Here is a 17,302-nt window from a genome sequence, read left to right on the forward strand (position 1 = left end):
AACTCATCACCATGGATTCGACCCTCTATTTCCCCGATTACAACGGCCCTATTCAAGTGACGATTGGCATGGGTGAACAGCCCATCGAAGCGACCGTCACCGAGTTGATGGGTCAGCTGTGGCTGATTCTCGGCTTACTCTATCTTGGGCTTCTGACTGTCGTTATGCTGCAAGTAGAGTGGTCATTAAGCCCACTGGGCAAGATGAAGAAAGAGTTGGCCGAGCTGCGCCGTGGCGAAAAAAATCGCCTTGATGAAGCCTACCCCAAAGATGTAGCTCCGGTGATCAGTGACCTCAACGCGCTGCTGTTTCACTATCAAGAGCTTCTCGAACGCGCCCGTCATCACGCTGGGAACCTCTCGCATGCCTTAAAAACGCCGCTGTCTGTGCTCAAGAATGAAATCCGTCAATTGGGGGAGGTAGAACAAGCGAAGCTGACCCCAGCCATCGATCAAATTCAGCACCAAATTGATTATCACCTCGGACGCGCGCGCATGGCCGGCGCCAAAAACATTCTCGCGGTAAAATCCAATCCCGCCGAGCGCGTCGATGCCATCACACTCGCGTTTGACAAAATATACGCCAGCCGGGGCTTAACCGTCATCAATGAACTGGATTCCGATATTGAGCTTGCCGTGGAACAAACCGACCTCGACGAGATGCTGGGTAATCTTTTGGAGAACGCCTATAAATGGGCCAGCAGTATGATCAGAATCTACAGTGTGGATGTCATCACTGATGAAGCAAAACGCGAAGCCGACGACGGACATCAACTCTCCATCGTGATTGAAGATGATGGCCCCGGAATTGCCAAAGAGCACATTCAGCAAGTGCTAAAACGCGGCGTGCGCTTAGACGAGCACACCCCTGGCTCGGGGCTAGGTTTGAACATTGTACAAGAGATGGCGCACAGCTATCGCGGCGCACTGAGCTTAGAAGCGGGTGCTCAAGGTGGATTGAAAGCCATCCTCACCATGCAACGTGCGAGTGCAACCAAGAAGCAAAAGCGCTAAGCCGTTGAAACAAAATAGGCGAAATTGTCGCGCGCACGGCGAATATCTATTGCGAGAAAACGGTATGGATGGTAGTATCCGCGCTCGTTTTAAGAGTTACGACCAATTTCTCTAAAGCGCACACCACATCTGCAAGGTCGCATTGCGAGATGTGAAGTTAATTTTTTCATATTTGAGAGTAATTACTATGAAATTTGAAGCAGTAGTACGTACTGAACTAGGTAAAGGTGCGAGCCGCCGCCTACGTCACGCTGGTAAATTCCCTGCTATCGTTTACGGTGGCGAAGCTGCACCAGTATCGATCGTTCTTAACCACGATGACATCGTTAACCAAATGGACAAGCCTGAGTTCTACGAAGGTATCGTTCTAGTGATCGACGGCGCTGAAGTGAAAGTTAAGCCACAAGACGTTCAACGTCACGCTTTCAAGCCAAAAGTTGAGCACATGGACTTCATCCGCATCTAATTCCTCCTACCAAGGAATAGCCGGATTGTAATCCAGCCTTTTGCATAAAGAATATCGGCCTTACCAACCGAGACTTCTAAAAATTCGAAACCCCGATGCTACCAACATCGGGGTTTCACCGTTTTTGGAACAAATAAAATCGTTTCGATATCCCCTATCGCACTCTGATCGCTAATCCAGTATTATCAACGCGTCTACCCAAACACTTGTACACCATGCTGAACAAAGAACAACTGCGCACCGAGCTCCTAGAGATCCTTTTCACTCAACGCCAAAATGCATTAGATGCGGCGGATATCGCCCATGATCTTGCTACGCATGAACAAAGTGTTGCAGAAACACAGTACGATACCGTTGGACTAGAGGCCGCGTACTTAGCACATGGCCAATCGCAGCGTGTGGCTGAATTTGATATAACCATTAATCGCCTTAAGTCCCTGCCGCTTGTTGATTTTGACGAAGAAGATGAGATCAAACTCGGCGCGATAGTGACGCTCTCAGATGACATGACGTGTTGGTTTTTACCTGCATGTGGTGGCTACAAACTCGATAACGACCGCGTTGTTGTCATCACTCCTCAGTCGCCACTAGGAAAAATGCTTGATGGAGCGGAGATTGAAGAAGTCCTGCAAGATGGTAGAGAAATAAGAGGTATCCAGTAAGAGTTTCATCGGATTTCCTTTGAGCAACTACCTGTTTACTATTTGATGTCGCATTTCAATTAACTGATGTTCACCCACAATCTCCACTTCTTTGATGAACTCAAAGCCAAACCTTTCATAGTAATTTCGAAGATAACTATGAGCGTGGATCACAATAGACTCAACACCATTACTCTGCGCATAACCCATCAAAGCCTGGATAACTTTTGAGGCAACTCCAGCCCCTCGATATGCTTTTGTGACCGCTACCCTAGCCAAAGTACACGTACTGCCCTGTTTCACTGTTAGCCGAGCAGTGGCGATGGGTTTACCTTGTTCCACAACTAACGCGTGAATTGACTCTTCATCTAGTCCATCAAGGTCTAATTCTTTTGGGATCTGTTGCTCAAGTGTGAACACCTGATAGCGGATAGATTGAGCTCGCTTCATCAACTCGGCATCATTCCCAATAGTGACTTCCATTGCTATGTATCTCCAACAATAAACATATGGCCTAACCAAATGTGAAACTGAAAACCGCATAGTAAAAATGCCACGCGGGATGAATCCCTCTTGGACAATTTGTCGTATGCCTAGCTTTTACCTATACTAAATGCGCATCATTAATACGCATGGAAAACACTTCATGAAAAATATATATAGCACACATGCACCTAAAAAGGCGACAAACCTTAGTTTAAACAGTGAGTTACTTGCCGAAGCTAAGCGCCTAAACATCAACCTATCAGCAACAATGGAAAAGGCTTTGGAAAAAGAAGTAAAGCAACAATTGAAAGCCGAATGGTTAGAACAAAACGCCGAAGCAATTGAAGCGTGTAACGACTTAACTGCAAAACACGGACTATTTTCTGATTCATACCGAGTATTCTAATGTCACAATTTACACTTTATAAAAACAACGATAAGAGCACCGCAAGCACTTACCCGTATTTTGTTGATGTTCAAAGCGAGTTGCTCGATTCACTAAATAGTCGCTTGGTCATTCCCTTAACTCCTATCGAACGGCTAGAGAACAAAGCCCCTAGGCATCTGTGCCCTACGATCCATATTGATGAAGGTGACTTTGTGATTCTTACTCAACAAATGGCCAGTGTACCAACTCAAATCCTCACGACCCCAGTCAACGATCTAAGCACATTTAGAAACGAAATTATCGCTGCTATCGACTTTCTGATTACTGGTATATAACGCTAATTTGACCGTTAGCTGCGAAATTATCTCACCCCTCAACAACCACATCACTCTGGTCGAATTAAAAAGCCACTACAATGCAGCACATTTTAAGAGATGAAACATCGATGACTGCTTCTTGAAGCCAATGGTCAAATTCCATAAGCAGACTACGTCTTGCTCAACTGACAGAAAAGATCACTCGTTCACCCGATGCATGATCATCCAGCTCCAAAATCACACCTGAAAAAGTTTTGTCTTCTAACGCGGCTAAGATCACGTCTTTCTGTGTGGTCATGATGCGGCTTAAGAACGGTTTTATAGCAATCGTTGCTAACGCCAATGGAACACTCACCGTACTTTCTTTCACTTCGTTCGTGTAGGTCTCGATTCTGAACATTTTCATCGCTTACTCCATAATCAACCAGTGACATATCAAGATACTGCAAATTTTGGAAAGTCGACTTGATGTATCTCAAGTACTGCATCGGCCACTCAAACCGTATCTTGCGTCAATCTCTCTCAAGCATAACGTTGGCGTAACCTATAGCTTTGCGAGCTTATTTGTTCATTGGCAGAAGGTTTCAATATAGAGCGCTTCAACCTTGTCTCTTGCCCATTGAGTTCGGCGTAAGAACTTCAGCGACGATTTGATGGAAGGATTGTTATAGAAACAGTTAATTGGAATCTCTGCATCCAACCCCTCCCAGCCATAGTGCTCTTGTAAACGTACAAGTATTTTCTCAAGGGTTAAACCATGTAACGGGTTATTGGGTTGCTCTTGGCTCATTGTCAGCGATTCCTAGTCAGGTAAAGGACGAAGAGTTTAGCAGATTAATGTGAGCCGGTGTTCCTAACTCTAGATCCGATTAACCGTGATATCTGATACATATCCATTGCCTACCTGTTGCAAGGCACTATGTATCATCTCTGCTACCTCGTCCGGATGCATGAACGAATGAGTATCTAGCGATTTCCCACTTGTCGGCCAAAACTCAGTATCCATTCCGCCAGGATAGACAGCGACCACCTTCATCGGCTTGCTTTTTAACTCCAGCCTGACCGATTCAATCAAACCTTTCACTGCCCACTTTGCCGCACAATAGGTGGATTCACCGGCTTTCGGTTGAAGAGCTGCAGTAGACATCACCATTACAATTGTCACCGGTTTATCTTGATACCGACGCACGGCCTCTCGTAGCACATTGATCGCCGAGTGCAGATTGTTATCAATCAGTGTGCGGATTTTATTGGGCTCTTGATCATCAATCGCTCCAAAGTAACCAGAACCAGCACAATGAATAATGGTATGAGGTGGCGTCTTTATATTTGAAAACAGCGACTCTGTCTCAAAATGATCAGTGAGGTCGCAAGCATAACAGGCTGATGTGGTCGGTATGCCATCCAATACGCTTTCGAGTTTTTGCTTGCTCCGGCCAGTAATGAGAACGCGCTCTCCCTGCAACGCATAGCGCTTTGCCAATGACGCACCTAAACCGCTGCTCGCTCCTGTTATCACTATCATAAAAACTCCTGTTTAATCTTAGAAAAACGTGTAATCAACTATTTGTGTGGCCATTCACACCGAAAACCGTTCATCATGGTTGCGATCAATCCCTTTAGCGTTTCGTCGTCACTGCGACGTGAGTAAGCTCTAAGACCTGTAAACTGGATCTGGAACCATTGTGCAAGGTGCAGTGGGTCTTGCTCTTCTACCTCACCGTTGGCAATCGCTTGTTCGAACAATGTGACAAGAAAAGCTTCAAATTGATTCGCTAAGCCCTGCGTTTGCGAGCGAAGCGTATCAAATCCTTCATCAAACTCACTGGCCGATTTAACTAACATACAAATGGCACTGGGATTTGTATGGCGCTGCGTGATCACTACATCTAAAACAAACGCTTCTAGCGCGGACAAAACCGTAGAATGTTGCGCTAAGTGATCCTCAAACTGGGCCTGAAGATTCGCGACGTACATCTTTAATGCTTCACAATACAAGCCTTCTTTAGAACCGAATGTCGCATAAATGCTACCAGGGCGAAGGTTCACATTCTCTTGTAAATCTCGGGTAGACGTCGCGTGAAAGCCTTTCTTCCAGAATAGATCGGATGCGACCTTCACGACTTCCTCACGTTTGAATTTTTTTGTATTCGCCATGATTAACCACCATTTTTGAACATGCGCTCAATTTTATATTGAGCAACCGCTCAAAATCAACTATGCTGACTTGGTCAAACTTACCCAACATCACTAGCAGGAGATAACACATGGCAGAATTTAAACTTTACACAGCAGAAAACGCGCCACAAGCGTCCAAACCTCTAATCGAAAACTCAGTGAAAGCATTTGGGATGCTACCTAACCTTCATGCTGTGATGGCTGAATCCCCAGCTCTGCTGGAGGGGTATCAAGTTTTGCATGGCCTGTTTCAACGCACCTCATTCAACGCAGAAGAATTGACGGTCGTTTGGCAAACCATCAACGTCGAACATGGATGTCACTACTGTGTACCAGCTCATAGCGCGATTGCAGCGTCAATGAAAGTGGACCAAGAGATTGTCGATGCGTTGGTAAACCAAACCCCACTGGCGAACCAAAAACTAGAGACGCTTCGCGAAACAACACTGCAGATGGTGCGTCAGCGTGGCGTGATTGACGATACGCAGATCGAACAATTCTTTGCGGCTGGTTATAGTCAGCAGCAGCTGTTGGAAATCGTACTTGGACTAGCACAAAAAGTAATGAGTAACTACACCAATCACCTCGCTGATACACCGATCGACGCGCCTTTTAAAAAGTTCGTCAAATAACCCGTATTCCATTAGTAGCGCTGGTTCTGAATCACAAAACCAGCGCACATTTCTGCTGATGTAAAAAATGCGGCAATTCACCTCGCCATTCTTTTCCGTTTTTCTTCCTACATTAACCTTTAAAATAGCGGCTGAAGCATCGCAACCCAAAGCACCCAGCTTGGAGGCTAATTATGGATCCTCACGCCCAGCACTTACTTCAACACCTTTGCCAAGAGTACGACTCGCTCTCAGAACTTCATCAAACGAGTCCATTTCCCGAGTTTTCCGCCACCATAAATCATGAACACGGACATTGCTTGGTTCACTGCCCGCTCGGCAGCCAGAGACTCTCCATTGTTTCGGTAAATTTTGCCCCCTATGTTCGTGGTCAAGGTGTGTTAAAGCGGTTTATTCGCTACATTCAAAGCCACCCCTACCAATATCGAGGTGTTGAGGTGGCCACCATACAAAACCAGAGCCTAGCAAAACGGCTATTAAATCTTGGGTGGCAGCACAAATCACTATTCAACAAAATGTTTAGACGCCATACGCCAACGTTAATCTGTGACTTCGACCAAATAACTTGAGCGCATCTTCTGTACATAGCTCATGATGAAATTGAATAAGGCTGGGTTTTACTCTAAAGAAAAAGTGATCTACATTGGGACTTAGGAAATTTAGAAGTATAGATGGCTAAAAATGACAACATTGACGATTCTTGACGGAGGAATGGGAAGAGAGCTCAAGCGAATTGGCGCTCCTTTTTCTCAACCACTTTGGAGTGCTCAAGCCCTAATTGAGGCGCCTCATTACGTGAAACAAGCCCACGAAAGCTTCATCGATGCAGGCGCTGAAATCATCACAGTAAATAGCTACGCGTGCGTACCATTTCACCTGGGTGAAACCTTGTTTTCAGAACGAGGGACCGAGCTGGCCAAGTTAGCAGCAAAGCTCGCTCGACAAGCCGCTGACGAAAGCAAACGCGACGTTCTTGTCGCAGGTGCTATTCCGCCTTTCTTTGGCTCATATCGGCCTGAATTGTTCGACGCCGAGAGAGCCGGCGCTTTGACTCACGCGTTGTATCACGCTCAAGCGCCTTATGTTGATCTCTGGCTGGTCGAGACGATTTCAAGTTTGGAAGAAGCGCGCGTGATAGCAAAGGCAATGAGTATCAGCGACAAGCCCGTCCACTTTGCTTTTACGCTTATCGATGAAGTCACTGAGGAAGCAAAACTTCGTTCGGGTGAGTCGGTAAAAGAGGCGGTGACTTTAATGCTAAGCCGCCAAGCAGATGGTCTGTTTTTTAACTGTTCGATTCCCGAAGTGATCGAACAAGCACTTATCGACACGACTTCGGTCATCAACGCCCTCAATGCTACGATGACGCTAGGGGTTTATGCCAATAGCTTTTCTCCTATTCTATCGGGGCACCAAGCCAACGGTACACTCCAAGAAATGCGACACTTTTCACCGCAAGAGTACTTAGAGCTCGCCAAAGTGTGGGCGAAACGTGGCGCGAGCGTCATTGGTGGCTGTTGTGGGATTGGACCTGAGCACATTGATCACCTCTCAGAGTGGCAGCATACTCTGAGGCGTCGCTAGGTGGGTTACAACGCCCACCTGTCGACAAACAAATGTGATAACGATGTGAGATAGCCTAGCTTTAGCCTCTGCACTGAGGTGTCCTATCACTCGACACTCTGATCCAATTCTTCAATCGGCTCTTCGTGTAGGTACGCCTCGATCGGTTTAGGCCTACCCAACCCAAAACCTTGCAGATGAGAAGCGCCTAGCTCTTGCATAAAAGCTTGCATATCCGCACTTTCAATCCCCTCAGAGACAAGGCTCATTCCTTTGTCTTTGCATAGCTGAACCAGATAAGTCACCAAGTTTCGGCAGGACGCATCGTGCTGACAATCTTCAACTAAGCTTTTATCGAGTTTAATTTGATTCAGTGGTTGTCGAAATAAGCTTATGATTGAGCTGTAACCTGCGCCAAAATCATCCAGAGATATCTCAAATCCCGCCTGTTTTGCTTTTGAGATTTGGTCATGACACACCGTACTACTATCGAGAATGTGAGACTCCGTCAACTCCAATACGATCCTCGAAGTCGGCACCTTGTATTGATTTGCAATCGACACGATATCGGTCACGAAGTCTGGATCTCTCAATTGAATCACCGACACATTAATATTGACCTTAGGTCGGTTATCACTATCAATGGGGCAACGACGCAAAAACTCACACGCTTTACTAAAGACTAGCTTTCCCAATGCAGAAATGAGACCACGCTGCTCGGCGAGTGGAATAAATTCAACCGGCGACACATAACCTAAGTCCTGATGTGTCCACCTAGCGAGTGCCTCATAACTGATGACTTGATTCGTTACACTGTCAAAAATCGGTTGCACAGCGATGGTGATGTCTTCATTTTCTATCGCCGATCGAATCGAATCTTTGATAACAAACCAGCGGTCAATAGCATTTTTCACATCCCCTTGATAGACGGTGATCCCGCCATTATCAGACGCATAATCGGTAATCTGATAAAGAAGACTTAATGGGCTATCGCGATCCAAATCGCATTCATACAAACCGCCGACTGCAACATCATCGGTCAGCAGATGCTCATCGACATAGATCTCGTCATTGAACGCTTCAAGCAATGATTTCAACGCCAGAGTCAATGCCTCAACAGATAATCCAGATAGCGTTCTTAATACAAATTGGGTTTCGGAAACTCGATAGATTTCGTAGTCACTTTGTTGTTCATTTACCCATTTGACTAACCGCGCAACGACTTCTTTCGCGAAGCTGCCACCCCAAAGTCGATCGTAATCTTTGAAATTATCCACAGACACAGTGATAAGCACAGCACCATCCTCATTATGTTCGATATCCTCGATCCATTTGAGTCTGTTGTACAACCCTGTGTCCCCATCGTGATAGGCGACACGATAGAAATACTCTCTTAGCAACTTTTGTTCACTGATATCACGGTGAGAGCCGACCATATAACTGCCTCCCTCATCGGCAACAATGACGCCCGTTGCCTCAAGCCAAATGTACCCGTTGCTCTTTGTTTTCACACGATACTCGGTGACCATTTCGCGAGAGTCGCCTTGCTCATGCTCGTCCACACGTTCACTCAACAGTGCTTTGTCGATAGGATGAACCAATGACAACCACTGTTCCAGAGTAATCTCATCGGAAGGCAGGTCAAACTGACTATAAAAGTGCTGGTTGTAGTGTCGAATCACTCTATCCCTACCCATAAACCATGAACCATCTCGACTCATATCGAAAATATGGCTCATTTTGCTTAGCAGCAATTCGATCTCTTTTTCTTTCATTCCGTACTCCATCAACGGTTCAACCAGTCTCTCGACGTCATTTTTCTCTGCGTGCCATCCTTGACCACAACAGACTTATTATAGTTGTCAATACGTTAGGTTGCCCAATATCGTCAAACACTTACCATAAATAAATGAGAAATGTGACCGATTAACGAATCGACGACAATTTTTCATATATACGGACTTCATGGATAAAAAGATGACTGTGAACGGAGCAATGTTTGTAGACATCATTCGCGCTGGATGTGACTGACATGCACAAGGTTAGTTAGCTTGATAGCCGGTTTAATAAGCAACTGGGCACTACCGACAATAAATAACCAAGTGCCACCCAACATAAGTGCATCGTTTAAGAAAAAAATACTACCGACCAAAAACCAAATCGCTATGAGTAAATCGTTGACTGCCCCGAGGGCGTCATAACGCCTTTGAACAACAAGGTGACGCTTTCCCAGACCCAAATCGATCTCATCCACATATTCATTCATGCCCACCTCCGCGGCTCAGTGTAGGCCAGTCGACTAATTCGACGCGTTCTATCAACAAGTTGACACTGACGAGCAAAGGGACTGCAACCAAAAATCCGATGCCACCCCAGAGCCATCCCCAAAAGGATAACCATACGAAGATAACCAGTGGATTCAAATTGAATCGTCGGCCGAGCAGCGTCGGCGTGACGAATTGGCTCTCAACTAAGTTCAACACTAAATAAAGCGAGGTCGCCGCCAACATTAAGCTCAAGGAATCAAACTGCAAGTAGCCTACGAGCGTAAAACTTAAGGCTGAAATGAGCGGTCCGACATAAGGGGCAAAATTCAGCATGCCTGCCAATGCGCCCCAAAGAAACGGGTCTGTCATCCCTAATATCCAGAACACTAAGCCCACCGCGACACCTAACCCTACGTTGACCAAAGTGATGATACTGACATAACGCGAGAGATCGCTTTGCAACGCTTTAACTAACCCCACGACTTGTTTTTGCTGCGAAAAGCTATCCAGACAATGTACCATTTGCCTGTATAAACCACGTCCGTGATTAAGCATAAAATACACCATAAACAGCACCATCATCGCGTTAATAACGATGGCGGGCGTTGCCGTTGCTAAGCTTTTCAGCAACGAAAAGAGCGTACTGTCACCCATGTCATCCATATCACCGGCTATCGATAGCGACTCTCCGGTTTGCTGTTCTGTGGTCTTGGCCACTTCGCTCACTTCCTGAGTGACACTTTTTACGATATCAGGCAGTTGTGACCACCACTGCTTGACGGGCTCTGACATAGCCGAAAAACCTACCAACGACACGCCCACTAAGCAAGACAGCACGAGAACAACGACTAAGGTTCGAGGCATGCCCTTGGATTCAACGTAGTTGATGAAAGGACTACACATTAGTGCAATAAAACTACTGACAACCAGCGGCATCAAAAACGCTTTCGCAAAGTAAAGAGCCGGCACTACCGTGACAACGACAAGCAGTACCGATAGGACGAGACTCATGGAAATGGTGATACGACTTTTCATCGAACTATCTACTCCCCACGAGGCGTGGTAACACAGACCGGACAACGAGTCGACTGAAGGACCTCGAAAGTGACGGACTCAGAATGGCTTGATGTGCCACAGCTGCACCGTAAAGCGCCATTCCACCAAAGGCAAAACAAGGGTGCCTATCAATGAAACGAGCCGTTAAGTGCCGACATAATCGGTAATGCAGTAAACACTGATTGAGTGCCACTTTACTCTCCATTCGAGTGAGCTCGGTTTCCTTTTTCAACTGCTTGAGTGAGCGCATCCCACCCCTCCTTAATTTGCTGTTTAGTGTGTGTATAGCCCACAAGCCTCAGTAACTGATTTTGTCGCCATATCAGCAAGATAAGGCTCAAACCAAGTGAACATAGCGCAGTCAAAACCGCAAGCGGGAGTTGGGATGTCCACCAATAAATAATGATGCCGAGTGAAACCGAAAGACTAAAAATAAAAAGCACCAACAACAGCACAAATAGGATCGAGCATAGCAGCGCCGATCCCAACGCTCTTGCACTCAATTGACTTTCTAGCCGAAATAGCTTCGCGCTCGACAGCAGCCAAGAGCGAATGAGGACGCTCAAGCGTTCTGATTCTGCTGCGATGCCAGCCAAGTCGTCCCAGATCTCCTGAGGCTGTGATCGATGAGGCTCGCTCAACTGCGCTTTCTCCACCTCTGAGTCGATACCTGCACTGTCATTGTGTTGTTCGTCTTTTGTCATTCGGTTACTCACTGGTTATGCTGTTTAAACAGGTGGATTCAAACGCGCAACGTGCCTGTTGCGCGTATCAATCGTTCCGTATTTGTCTCAGTGCTATTTGATCAATTTAGATACTGCCCAACCAGCTAAAAACGCACAGCCGATACTCAACAGTGGCCTCTGCTTAATGACATCGCCCGCTGAATGAGCGACCTGCTCTGCTTGGTGACTGCTTTCACCCCACTTTTGTTGCGCTTCTTGCTTAATCGCATTAACGGCTTCGAACGCCGCTTTTTCTGCGAGTTCGTACGCCTCTTCCAACTGCTCTTTCGATTTCTCTGCTGTTTCTTTCGCTGTTGTTTGTTTTGCTGTAGCCATGGAAATCTCCTAACAATGAGTAATGAGTTCAAAGTAGAACAAGCGAGAACCGTGCCACCCATAAATTTATTTCCACACCTCATCAAATAATGACTTTAAATGCTCTCATGGTTGAATGTTAATGTAATTTTTTCTTTGTTAAGCCATAAGATCGGTAAATTTTTCATGGTGTATAGAGAACAAATAAAATATCAACGTAAAGAACAACACTAAACAAATAGCTCGTACTGGCATATTACCTGCAACAATAAAAAAGATGGTTTTTAGAAATTGAAATGTGAGAAAAATATTGATGAATCATGAGAGGTATCAATGAAGTTAACCACCCATACGCTAGAGAATATGCTGACCTCTATTATCGATCATCATGCCCGTAGTCTAACGCTGCTTAAAAAACGGCCCAACAATACATTAACGAGAAGTGCTCATCGCTTTGTCGTTGTAGAGCAAGCGCTAATGAATCGAGTCGCCAAGCTGCTTTTCACACAGAAGTCTCAGCAGGTATTGTCACGCCTTGCTCACGCAAAACGTTCTCACACAAAAGATGACCAATCGTTTGATGACTATCAGCACATGTATCATGCGAACACCCAATTGATCACAACTCTTCGCACTCATTTGCGAGAGATAACGGATCGTTCATTGACCCTGCAAATTTCGTATTGGGTCGCGGCGATGCAGATGGAAAATGATGAAATAGAAAAGCAGATCCAACTCTAATTAAGTTCATCTCTCATGTGATGAAGATGATAAAGTTCGGTAAGGGCGTTCCCTCTAGGAAATAAATTTATTCTAGACTAAAAAAGGGAGGTTAACCCTCCCTTTTTGCTTACTAAAAATTAAGAAAAAGATTAACAATCTTCATCTTCAGCCTTCAGCTCTTCTTTAATATTCTCACAGCTGTCTTCAATGGCATTTTGAGTATCTTGTACGGCCTCATCCATTTTTTCACCGGCTTTTTCCATCGGGCCTTCTTCACTGCAAGCCGCTAAGGTAAACATTAATCCCAGTGGGATTACCCATTTCATAATAGAGTGATTGTTTTTCATATTTCGCCTTCCTATGTCAGTTATCAATTTTTATTAACGTCTACTTGTAAAGTACATCACCAAAGAAACAATCAGAGACAAAACAAACAAATAGAAGATAAGTTGTGCGATAGTGGCTGCAGCACCTGCAATGCCTGTAAACCCTAAGAGTGCGGAAACCAACGCCAACAGCAGGAAAATAAATATCCAACGAATCATCACAAACTCCTTATTGGAACGTATTGCATTAACGTACGGGATTTGAATGCGATGACGTTTCTACTGAACAATTTCTAGCTTGTCGATAACGCGTGTCACATCATTGGTGTTGCTGGCAATCAAGATAGCCAGATCGTGTTCGGCGTCAGAACTCACTTGTCCGGCGAGCGTCACTGCTTGCTCTTGCGTGGTAACTTCTATAGCACTGCCACTGACGTTGGTATCCAACAGTAAGCGGGTTTTGACAATTGCGGTGATTTTTGTGTCTGTCATCGCTTCGAGTGTCTCTGAAGTAGCGTCGGCAGGCGTCTCAGAAACCGTGAGCTTATTTTCTACCGATTTGACACCATCTAGACCAGAAACAAGCTCCTGTGCGAGGGCCTTTTCCAAATCGTTGTTAACAGAACCTGTGAGCGTCACCACACCTTCATTAACATCCGTGTTGATATCAAACGAATTGAGGTTGCTATTTAGAAGTAGTGTTGTTTCTGCCTTCCCATCCAACCAAGCATCTTTTGCCTCTTCTTGCCAATTATTTTCCGCATATACGGCTGTTGGAACGGAAATCAATGTCGTTAAAGCGATCGCTGTGGCTAATTTATTCATTGTTACTCTCCATAATTGACGTTGCTAATGAGTGTTCACTTTTGCCACTGTCACGTTGCAAACCTCACGCCAAAAACGTAACCATCTGAATGTTAACGATTTAGATTATTTTCCTAGCAATACCATCTTTCATAAATCGAAAGGTTTTGAATTATTTACATACCGCACATGTAATATTTTAGTGTTCACTTTCACCAGCGATCGTTTACTGCACAAGTCGTTGAACTCAACTCATATTGTTTCTGGTTCGGTTATTTTCGTGTATTTGAATGAATGATGACATTCGCATTCCTTGTACCTATACAATAATGCGCGTACATTGACTCTATCAAAGTAAAAAGGACAACGTTTATGTCGCTACCCCACCTTCTTATCCAGTTGTCTGATCCTCAATTAAGCGACATGATTCATTCCAGCTCTGAGCTGTCGAATTTTAATGTCACCCTCTGCTCTCACACAGACGATTGGATTACACTACTCGAAAATAAACAGCCCGATGTCGCATTGATTGAAGTCACGCAGCTTAACCATGACGACTACCAACGTCTTCGTACTCGAGATCTGTTCGACTCGATGGAGATCATTTTGATTAGCTCAGGCGATCCGCATGACAACATCGATGCCCTCCCTCATCTAGGCGCCGTTTTCCATTATAGAAAGCCGGTTAATGTGTCTGTCTTAAATGAAACTTTGAGTGAGATCAGCCAGTTCTATCAGCAAAGTCAAACCAAGGGCGAAGCCATTACCACCAGCGACTTAGACCAGTTTGGTCTGTTGCTCGGCTCCTCTTCGCAAATGCACGACCTGTACAGGACACTGCGTCGCGTCGCTCGAACCGAAGCGAATGTCCTTATCGTTGGCGAAAGCGGCTCTGGTAAGGAGCTGGTCGCTCAAACAATTCACCTTGCGAGCAAGAGGAAGCAGCAACCGTACGTTGCCATTAACTGCGGAGCAATTAGCCCAGAGCTCGTCGACAGTGAGTTATTTGGGCATGTAAAAGGGGCGTTTACTGGCGCAAATAAACCGCATGATGGTGTATTTAAGCAAGCACAGGGCGGTACCTTGTTTCTTGATGAAGTGACTGAAATGCCGATTGAGCATCAGGTTAAGTTATTGCGCGTCCTTGAAACAGGAGAGTATCGTCCCGTTGGAGACAGCAAAGTTCACATCGCGAATGTGCGTGTCATTGCCGCCACAAACCGTGATCCTAAAGAAGCCATCGAGCAGCAACTCTTTCGCGAAGATCTCTATTTTAGGCTTTCTCATTTCCCCATTTACGTCCCACCACTTAGAGAACGTGGGAATGATATTGTCGGCCTAGCGAAGCATTTCATTGCTCACCGCAATGCAAATGAAAACCAAGTAAAAACCATTCTTGACAGTGCGCTTGATAAAATCGCCGCTAGCCAGTGGCCTGGTAATGTGAGAGAGCTAAAACATACCATAGAGCGCGCTTTCATACTGGCCGATGACGTCATTGGTGAAGAGCACCTAGTGTTTGATGCGCCTCCACTAGAAACAGGGTCCCCCATCGAAAACCTCGTCCCCGCAGGCGTTGCACTGGAAACGCTAGAGAAAGCCGCTATCTTGAATACGCTTGAAGAAACTGAGGGCAATAAAACTGAGTCGGCAAACAAACTCGGTATCAGTGTCAAAACGCTCTACAACAAGCTTGAAAAATATCAAGATGAATAGATCTAATTAAAACAATCACACGGATTTTAAAATTTCCAGCTCACCCTAAAGTTCCATACGCCTTGCTTAGCAAGCCCATCGAGATCCTGCAAAGGGTTGGCATAATCGAACGAGACATAGAAATGTGTTTTGTAACTGAGACCCAACCCCACAGCCGCTGACGAAATCCGAGATACTGGTGAATGAAGGTGGTCGTTTGTCACTTCAGCATAATCCCATAAAATAAATGGTCCAATCGACACTAGACCGAAAGACTGACTGTGCGTCGCTTTTACTTCTGCTCCAAAGCCCTTATCCCCTTCTATTATCCCCTCTTCATAAGCCCTGCCATAGTTCAAGCCACCATAGCTGGCCCTTTGAGAAGGAACCAGTTGCCTTTCCGAGTAAATGCCTTCCGCTCTTGCCTCTAGACTAAGAGTCGGTGTCAGTCGATAGAGTACGCTGGCGAATAGATCAACGTAGTTCATATTCTCCTCGTAGGGCGCCTCTGCAAACATGTTACTTCGATATGAAAAGAGCGAATCGATGCTCTTATGTACCCCTAATTGATAACCAAGAGTCAATGAGTCCCAGTTCTGAGTTGATTCCAGTTTGGCTGACGCAAACCAGTATTTAATATCTTCCGAGAACTTACCCAGATGTTGATTGTTAAGAGAGAAATCGTACTCACCTTGCTCTTCTTCAAATAACAATGAAAACACAATGTTCATTTGCCTACTGGAAGACAACAATAAGGGATAAGCCATGCTGTACATGATAGATTGACGTTTTAACGAGTTTTGCACTTCAATATCGAATTCATTGAGTGGGAGTTTCGATGCCTCTTGGTCTGAATAATACGTTAAATCCAACCGGCTATTGAATCCTTTATTCCCGAGTGTGTGAGCAAATGAAGCCGAATAAAATCGTTTATCTTCGTCGGACATAGGTAGTAACCCAACCAAACGGATATCATCCATGAACCAACGATTAGGAGTAAGCGTTATACCGATAGCTGCATTTCTTTCACCTTTTTGTTGCATCGAGTATTGCGCAAAGGGTTCAAAATTACGCTTATCTACCGCTTTTATTTGAAGAGAAGTTGCTCCAGATATCGTTTTGGGTCTGGGTAAGCTGATCTCAAATTGATACCCTGGGATACGATGAATCAACGCAATCGCTCGCTCTATCTCGGAGCTTCGTCCAGGTCGCTGATTCAGCACTGGAGATACGATTTTTTCTATCCGTTCAACAACCACTGGGTCCTCAACCAGTATTTCCGTTCGAACCACATAGCCTTCAATAACAGTTATAGTCAATTGTCCATTCGTAAAGCCATTTGAACCCACGGTGGAAAAAGACAGAGGATATCCCGCTCGCTGCAGACGCTCAGATATCTTATTGACCGCTGCCAATACCATTTCAGAGTCATAGACCTGCCCAATCAACGGAGTAACATATTCCGCCATCATATCTAGATTAAACGATGTTCCTCCCCGAAAGTGAATGGAAGTGATCAGATCAGTGCTTTCTGGAACCGCATCGCTAGACAAAGTAGGTAAAGAATTTGAGTTGGTCGTCGGGGATAAATTTTTTTCTGGGAGGACTATAAGAGGAGGCTCACTGGCGAAACCCGTATAAGGCAAACCAATAGCAGAAAAAAGATATATGAGACTCAATAGCCACCTAAGGTTTGCCATATAGCGA

The 17,302-nt window shown here is 45.3% G+C and carries 24 protein-coding genes; 10 read left to right on the forward strand and 14 right to left on the reverse strand.

Features of this window, described 5'->3' with window-relative positions; translation table 11 throughout:
- From AC6R0L_RS06560 to AC6R0L_RS06570, 3 genes are all read left to right on the forward strand, one after another.
- Positions 1-1,013: ATP-binding protein (locus tag AC6R0L_RS06560; protein WP_500628649.1), on the forward strand; the 1,013-nt coding region annotated here is incomplete at its 5' end.
- 187 nt (positions 1,014-1,200) lie between these two features.
- Entirely contained in the window at positions 1,201-1,479 is a 279-nt protein-coding gene (rplY, locus tag AC6R0L_RS06565; protein ID WP_334552334.1) for a 50S ribosomal protein L25, read from the forward strand.
- A gap of 215 nt (positions 1,480-1,694) precedes the next feature.
- A complete protein-coding gene (locus AC6R0L_RS06570; RefSeq protein WP_500628650.1) occupies positions 1,695-2,141 on the forward strand; it encodes a hypothetical protein in 447 nt (148 codons plus the stop codon).
- Positions 2,142-2,168: 27 nt separating this feature from the next.
- Here the strand turns inward: AC6R0L_RS06570 and AC6R0L_RS06575 are convergent, their stop codons facing one another.
- The gene (locus tag AC6R0L_RS06575; protein ID WP_500628651.1) at positions 2,169-2,603 is read right to left on the reverse strand and encodes a GNAT family N-acetyltransferase; all 435 of its coding nucleotides are present in this window, start codon (positions 2,601-2,603) and stop codon (positions 2,169-2,171) included.
- A 163-nt stretch (positions 2,604-2,766) separates the two neighbouring features.
- Between AC6R0L_RS06575 and AC6R0L_RS06580 the strand changes: the two genes are divergently transcribed.
- Together AC6R0L_RS06580 and AC6R0L_RS06585 are read left to right on the forward strand one after the other, a co-directional pair.
- On the forward strand, positions 2,767-3,012 hold the full coding sequence (locus tag AC6R0L_RS06580; protein WP_500628652.1) for a type II toxin-antitoxin system CcdA family antitoxin: 246 nt from the start codon (positions 2,767-2,769) through the stop codon (positions 3,010-3,012).
- Positions 3,012-3,329, forward strand: coding sequence for a CcdB family protein (locus AC6R0L_RS06585; protein ID WP_500628653.1), 318 nt, complete (start codon positions 3,012-3,014; stop codon positions 3,327-3,329). Before AC6R0L_RS06580 ends, AC6R0L_RS06585 begins: the two co-directional genes overlap by 1 nt.
- A 163-nt stretch (positions 3,330-3,492) precedes the next feature.
- Here AC6R0L_RS06585 and AC6R0L_RS06590 read toward each other — a convergent pair whose 3' ends face one another.
- The 4 genes from AC6R0L_RS06590 to AC6R0L_RS06605 all read right to left on the reverse strand — a co-directional run bounded on the left by AC6R0L_RS06590 (position 3,493) and on the right by AC6R0L_RS06605 (position 5,468).
- Positions 3,493-3,717: a hypothetical protein gene (locus AC6R0L_RS06590; RefSeq protein WP_500628654.1), complete on the reverse strand. Its 225-nt coding sequence runs from the start codon at positions 3,715-3,717 to the stop codon at positions 3,493-3,495.
- A 162-nt stretch (positions 3,718-3,879) separates the two neighbouring features.
- Complete coding sequence (locus tag AC6R0L_RS06595) at positions 3,880-4,101, reverse strand: VF530 family protein (protein WP_334552347.1); 222 nt, start codon at positions 4,099-4,101, stop codon at positions 3,880-3,882.
- Positions 4,102-4,170: 69 nt separating this feature from the next.
- On the reverse strand, positions 4,171-4,836 hold the full coding sequence (locus tag AC6R0L_RS06600; protein WP_487903780.1) for an SDR family NAD(P)-dependent oxidoreductase: 666 nt from the start codon (positions 4,834-4,836) through the stop codon (positions 4,171-4,173).
- 38 nt (positions 4,837-4,874) lie between these two features.
- The gene (locus AC6R0L_RS06605) at positions 4,875-5,468 is read right to left on the reverse strand and encodes a TetR/AcrR family transcriptional regulator (protein ID WP_500628655.1); all 594 of its coding nucleotides are present in this window, start codon (positions 5,466-5,468) and stop codon (positions 4,875-4,877) included.
- Positions 5,469-5,578: 110 nt separating this feature from the next.
- On the opposite strand from AC6R0L_RS06605, the gene AC6R0L_RS06610 reads away from it, so the two are divergent.
- The 3 genes from AC6R0L_RS06610 (at position 5,579) to AC6R0L_RS06620 (ending at position 7,705) form a co-directional block, all read left to right on the forward strand.
- Complete coding sequence (locus AC6R0L_RS06610; protein WP_500628656.1) at positions 5,579-6,121, forward strand: carboxymuconolactone decarboxylase family protein; 543 nt, start codon at positions 5,579-5,581, stop codon at positions 6,119-6,121.
- 173 nt (positions 6,122-6,294) lie between these two features.
- A complete protein-coding gene (locus tag AC6R0L_RS06615) occupies positions 6,295-6,690 on the forward strand; it encodes a hypothetical protein (RefSeq protein WP_500628657.1) in 396 nt (131 codons plus the stop codon).
- 112 nt (positions 6,691-6,802) lie between these two features.
- Entirely contained in the window at positions 6,803-7,705 is a 903-nt protein-coding gene (locus AC6R0L_RS06620) for a homocysteine S-methyltransferase family protein (RefSeq protein ID WP_500628658.1), read from the forward strand.
- Between the two features lie 86 nt (positions 7,706-7,791).
- Here the strand turns inward: AC6R0L_RS06620 and AC6R0L_RS06625 are convergent, their stop codons facing one another.
- The 5 genes from AC6R0L_RS06625 to AC6R0L_RS06645 form a co-directional block, all read right to left on the reverse strand.
- Complete coding sequence (locus AC6R0L_RS06625; RefSeq protein ID WP_500628659.1) at positions 7,792-9,459, reverse strand: EAL domain-containing protein; 1,668 nt, start codon at positions 9,457-9,459, stop codon at positions 7,792-7,794.
- A 233-nt stretch (positions 9,460-9,692) separates the two neighbouring features.
- Entirely contained in the window at positions 9,693-9,950 is a 258-nt protein-coding gene (locus AC6R0L_RS06630; RefSeq protein WP_500628660.1) for a YrhK family protein, read from the reverse strand.
- The gene (locus tag AC6R0L_RS06635) at positions 9,943-10,986 is read right to left on the reverse strand and encodes an AI-2E family transporter (protein ID WP_500628661.1); all 1,044 of its coding nucleotides are present in this window, start codon (positions 10,984-10,986) and stop codon (positions 9,943-9,945) included. Before AC6R0L_RS06635 ends, AC6R0L_RS06630 begins: the two co-directional genes overlap by 8 nt.
- 215 nt (positions 10,987-11,201) lie before the next feature.
- A complete protein-coding gene (locus tag AC6R0L_RS06640; protein WP_500628662.1) occupies positions 11,202-11,711 on the reverse strand; it encodes a hypothetical protein in 510 nt (169 codons plus the stop codon).
- Between the two features lie 93 nt (positions 11,712-11,804).
- Positions 11,805-12,068 carry a hypothetical protein gene (locus AC6R0L_RS06645; RefSeq protein WP_487903790.1) on the reverse strand — a complete coding sequence of 88 codons (264 nt, stop codon included), beginning with the start codon at positions 12,066-12,068 and terminating at the stop codon, positions 11,805-11,807.
- A gap of 312 nt (positions 12,069-12,380) precedes the next feature.
- Between AC6R0L_RS06645 and AC6R0L_RS06650 the strand changes: the two genes are divergently transcribed.
- On the forward strand, positions 12,381-12,788 hold the full coding sequence (locus AC6R0L_RS06650; RefSeq protein WP_500628663.1) for a hypothetical protein: 408 nt from the start codon (positions 12,381-12,383) through the stop codon (positions 12,786-12,788).
- Positions 12,789-12,919: 131 nt separating this feature from the next.
- Here AC6R0L_RS06650 and AC6R0L_RS06655 read toward each other — a convergent pair whose 3' ends face one another.
- The 3 genes from AC6R0L_RS06655 to AC6R0L_RS06665 are packed head-to-tail and all read right to left on the reverse strand — an operon-like array spanning position 12,920 to position 13,921.
- Complete coding sequence (locus AC6R0L_RS06655; RefSeq protein WP_500628664.1) at positions 12,920-13,117, reverse strand: hypothetical protein; 198 nt, start codon at positions 13,115-13,117, stop codon at positions 12,920-12,922.
- 33 nt (positions 13,118-13,150) lie between these two features.
- The gene (locus tag AC6R0L_RS06660) at positions 13,151-13,315 is read right to left on the reverse strand and encodes a DUF1328 family protein (protein WP_334552359.1); all 165 of its coding nucleotides are present in this window, start codon (positions 13,313-13,315) and stop codon (positions 13,151-13,153) included.
- 60 nt (positions 13,316-13,375) lie between these two features.
- Positions 13,376-13,921 (reverse strand): BON domain-containing protein, encoded by a 546-nt coding sequence (locus AC6R0L_RS06665; protein ID WP_500628665.1) that lies wholly within the window; start codon positions 13,919-13,921, stop codon positions 13,376-13,378.
- 351 nt (positions 13,922-14,272) lie between these two features.
- Here AC6R0L_RS06665 and AC6R0L_RS06670 point away from each other — a divergent pair, with 351 nt between their 5' ends.
- On the forward strand, positions 14,273-15,616 hold the full coding sequence (locus AC6R0L_RS06670) for a sigma-54 dependent transcriptional regulator (RefSeq protein ID WP_500628666.1): 1,344 nt from the start codon (positions 14,273-14,275) through the stop codon (positions 15,614-15,616).
- A gap of 26 nt (positions 15,617-15,642) precedes the next feature.
- Here AC6R0L_RS06670 and AC6R0L_RS06675 read toward each other — a convergent pair whose 3' ends face one another.
- On the reverse strand, positions 15,643-17,295 hold the full coding sequence (locus AC6R0L_RS06675) for a POTRA domain-containing protein (RefSeq protein ID WP_500628667.1): 1,653 nt from the start codon (positions 17,293-17,295) through the stop codon (positions 15,643-15,645).
- Between the last annotated feature and the right edge of the window lie 7 nt (positions 17,296-17,302).

It is taken from the genome of Vibrio sp. R15-SG3-ISO1A, assembly GCF_059833955.1.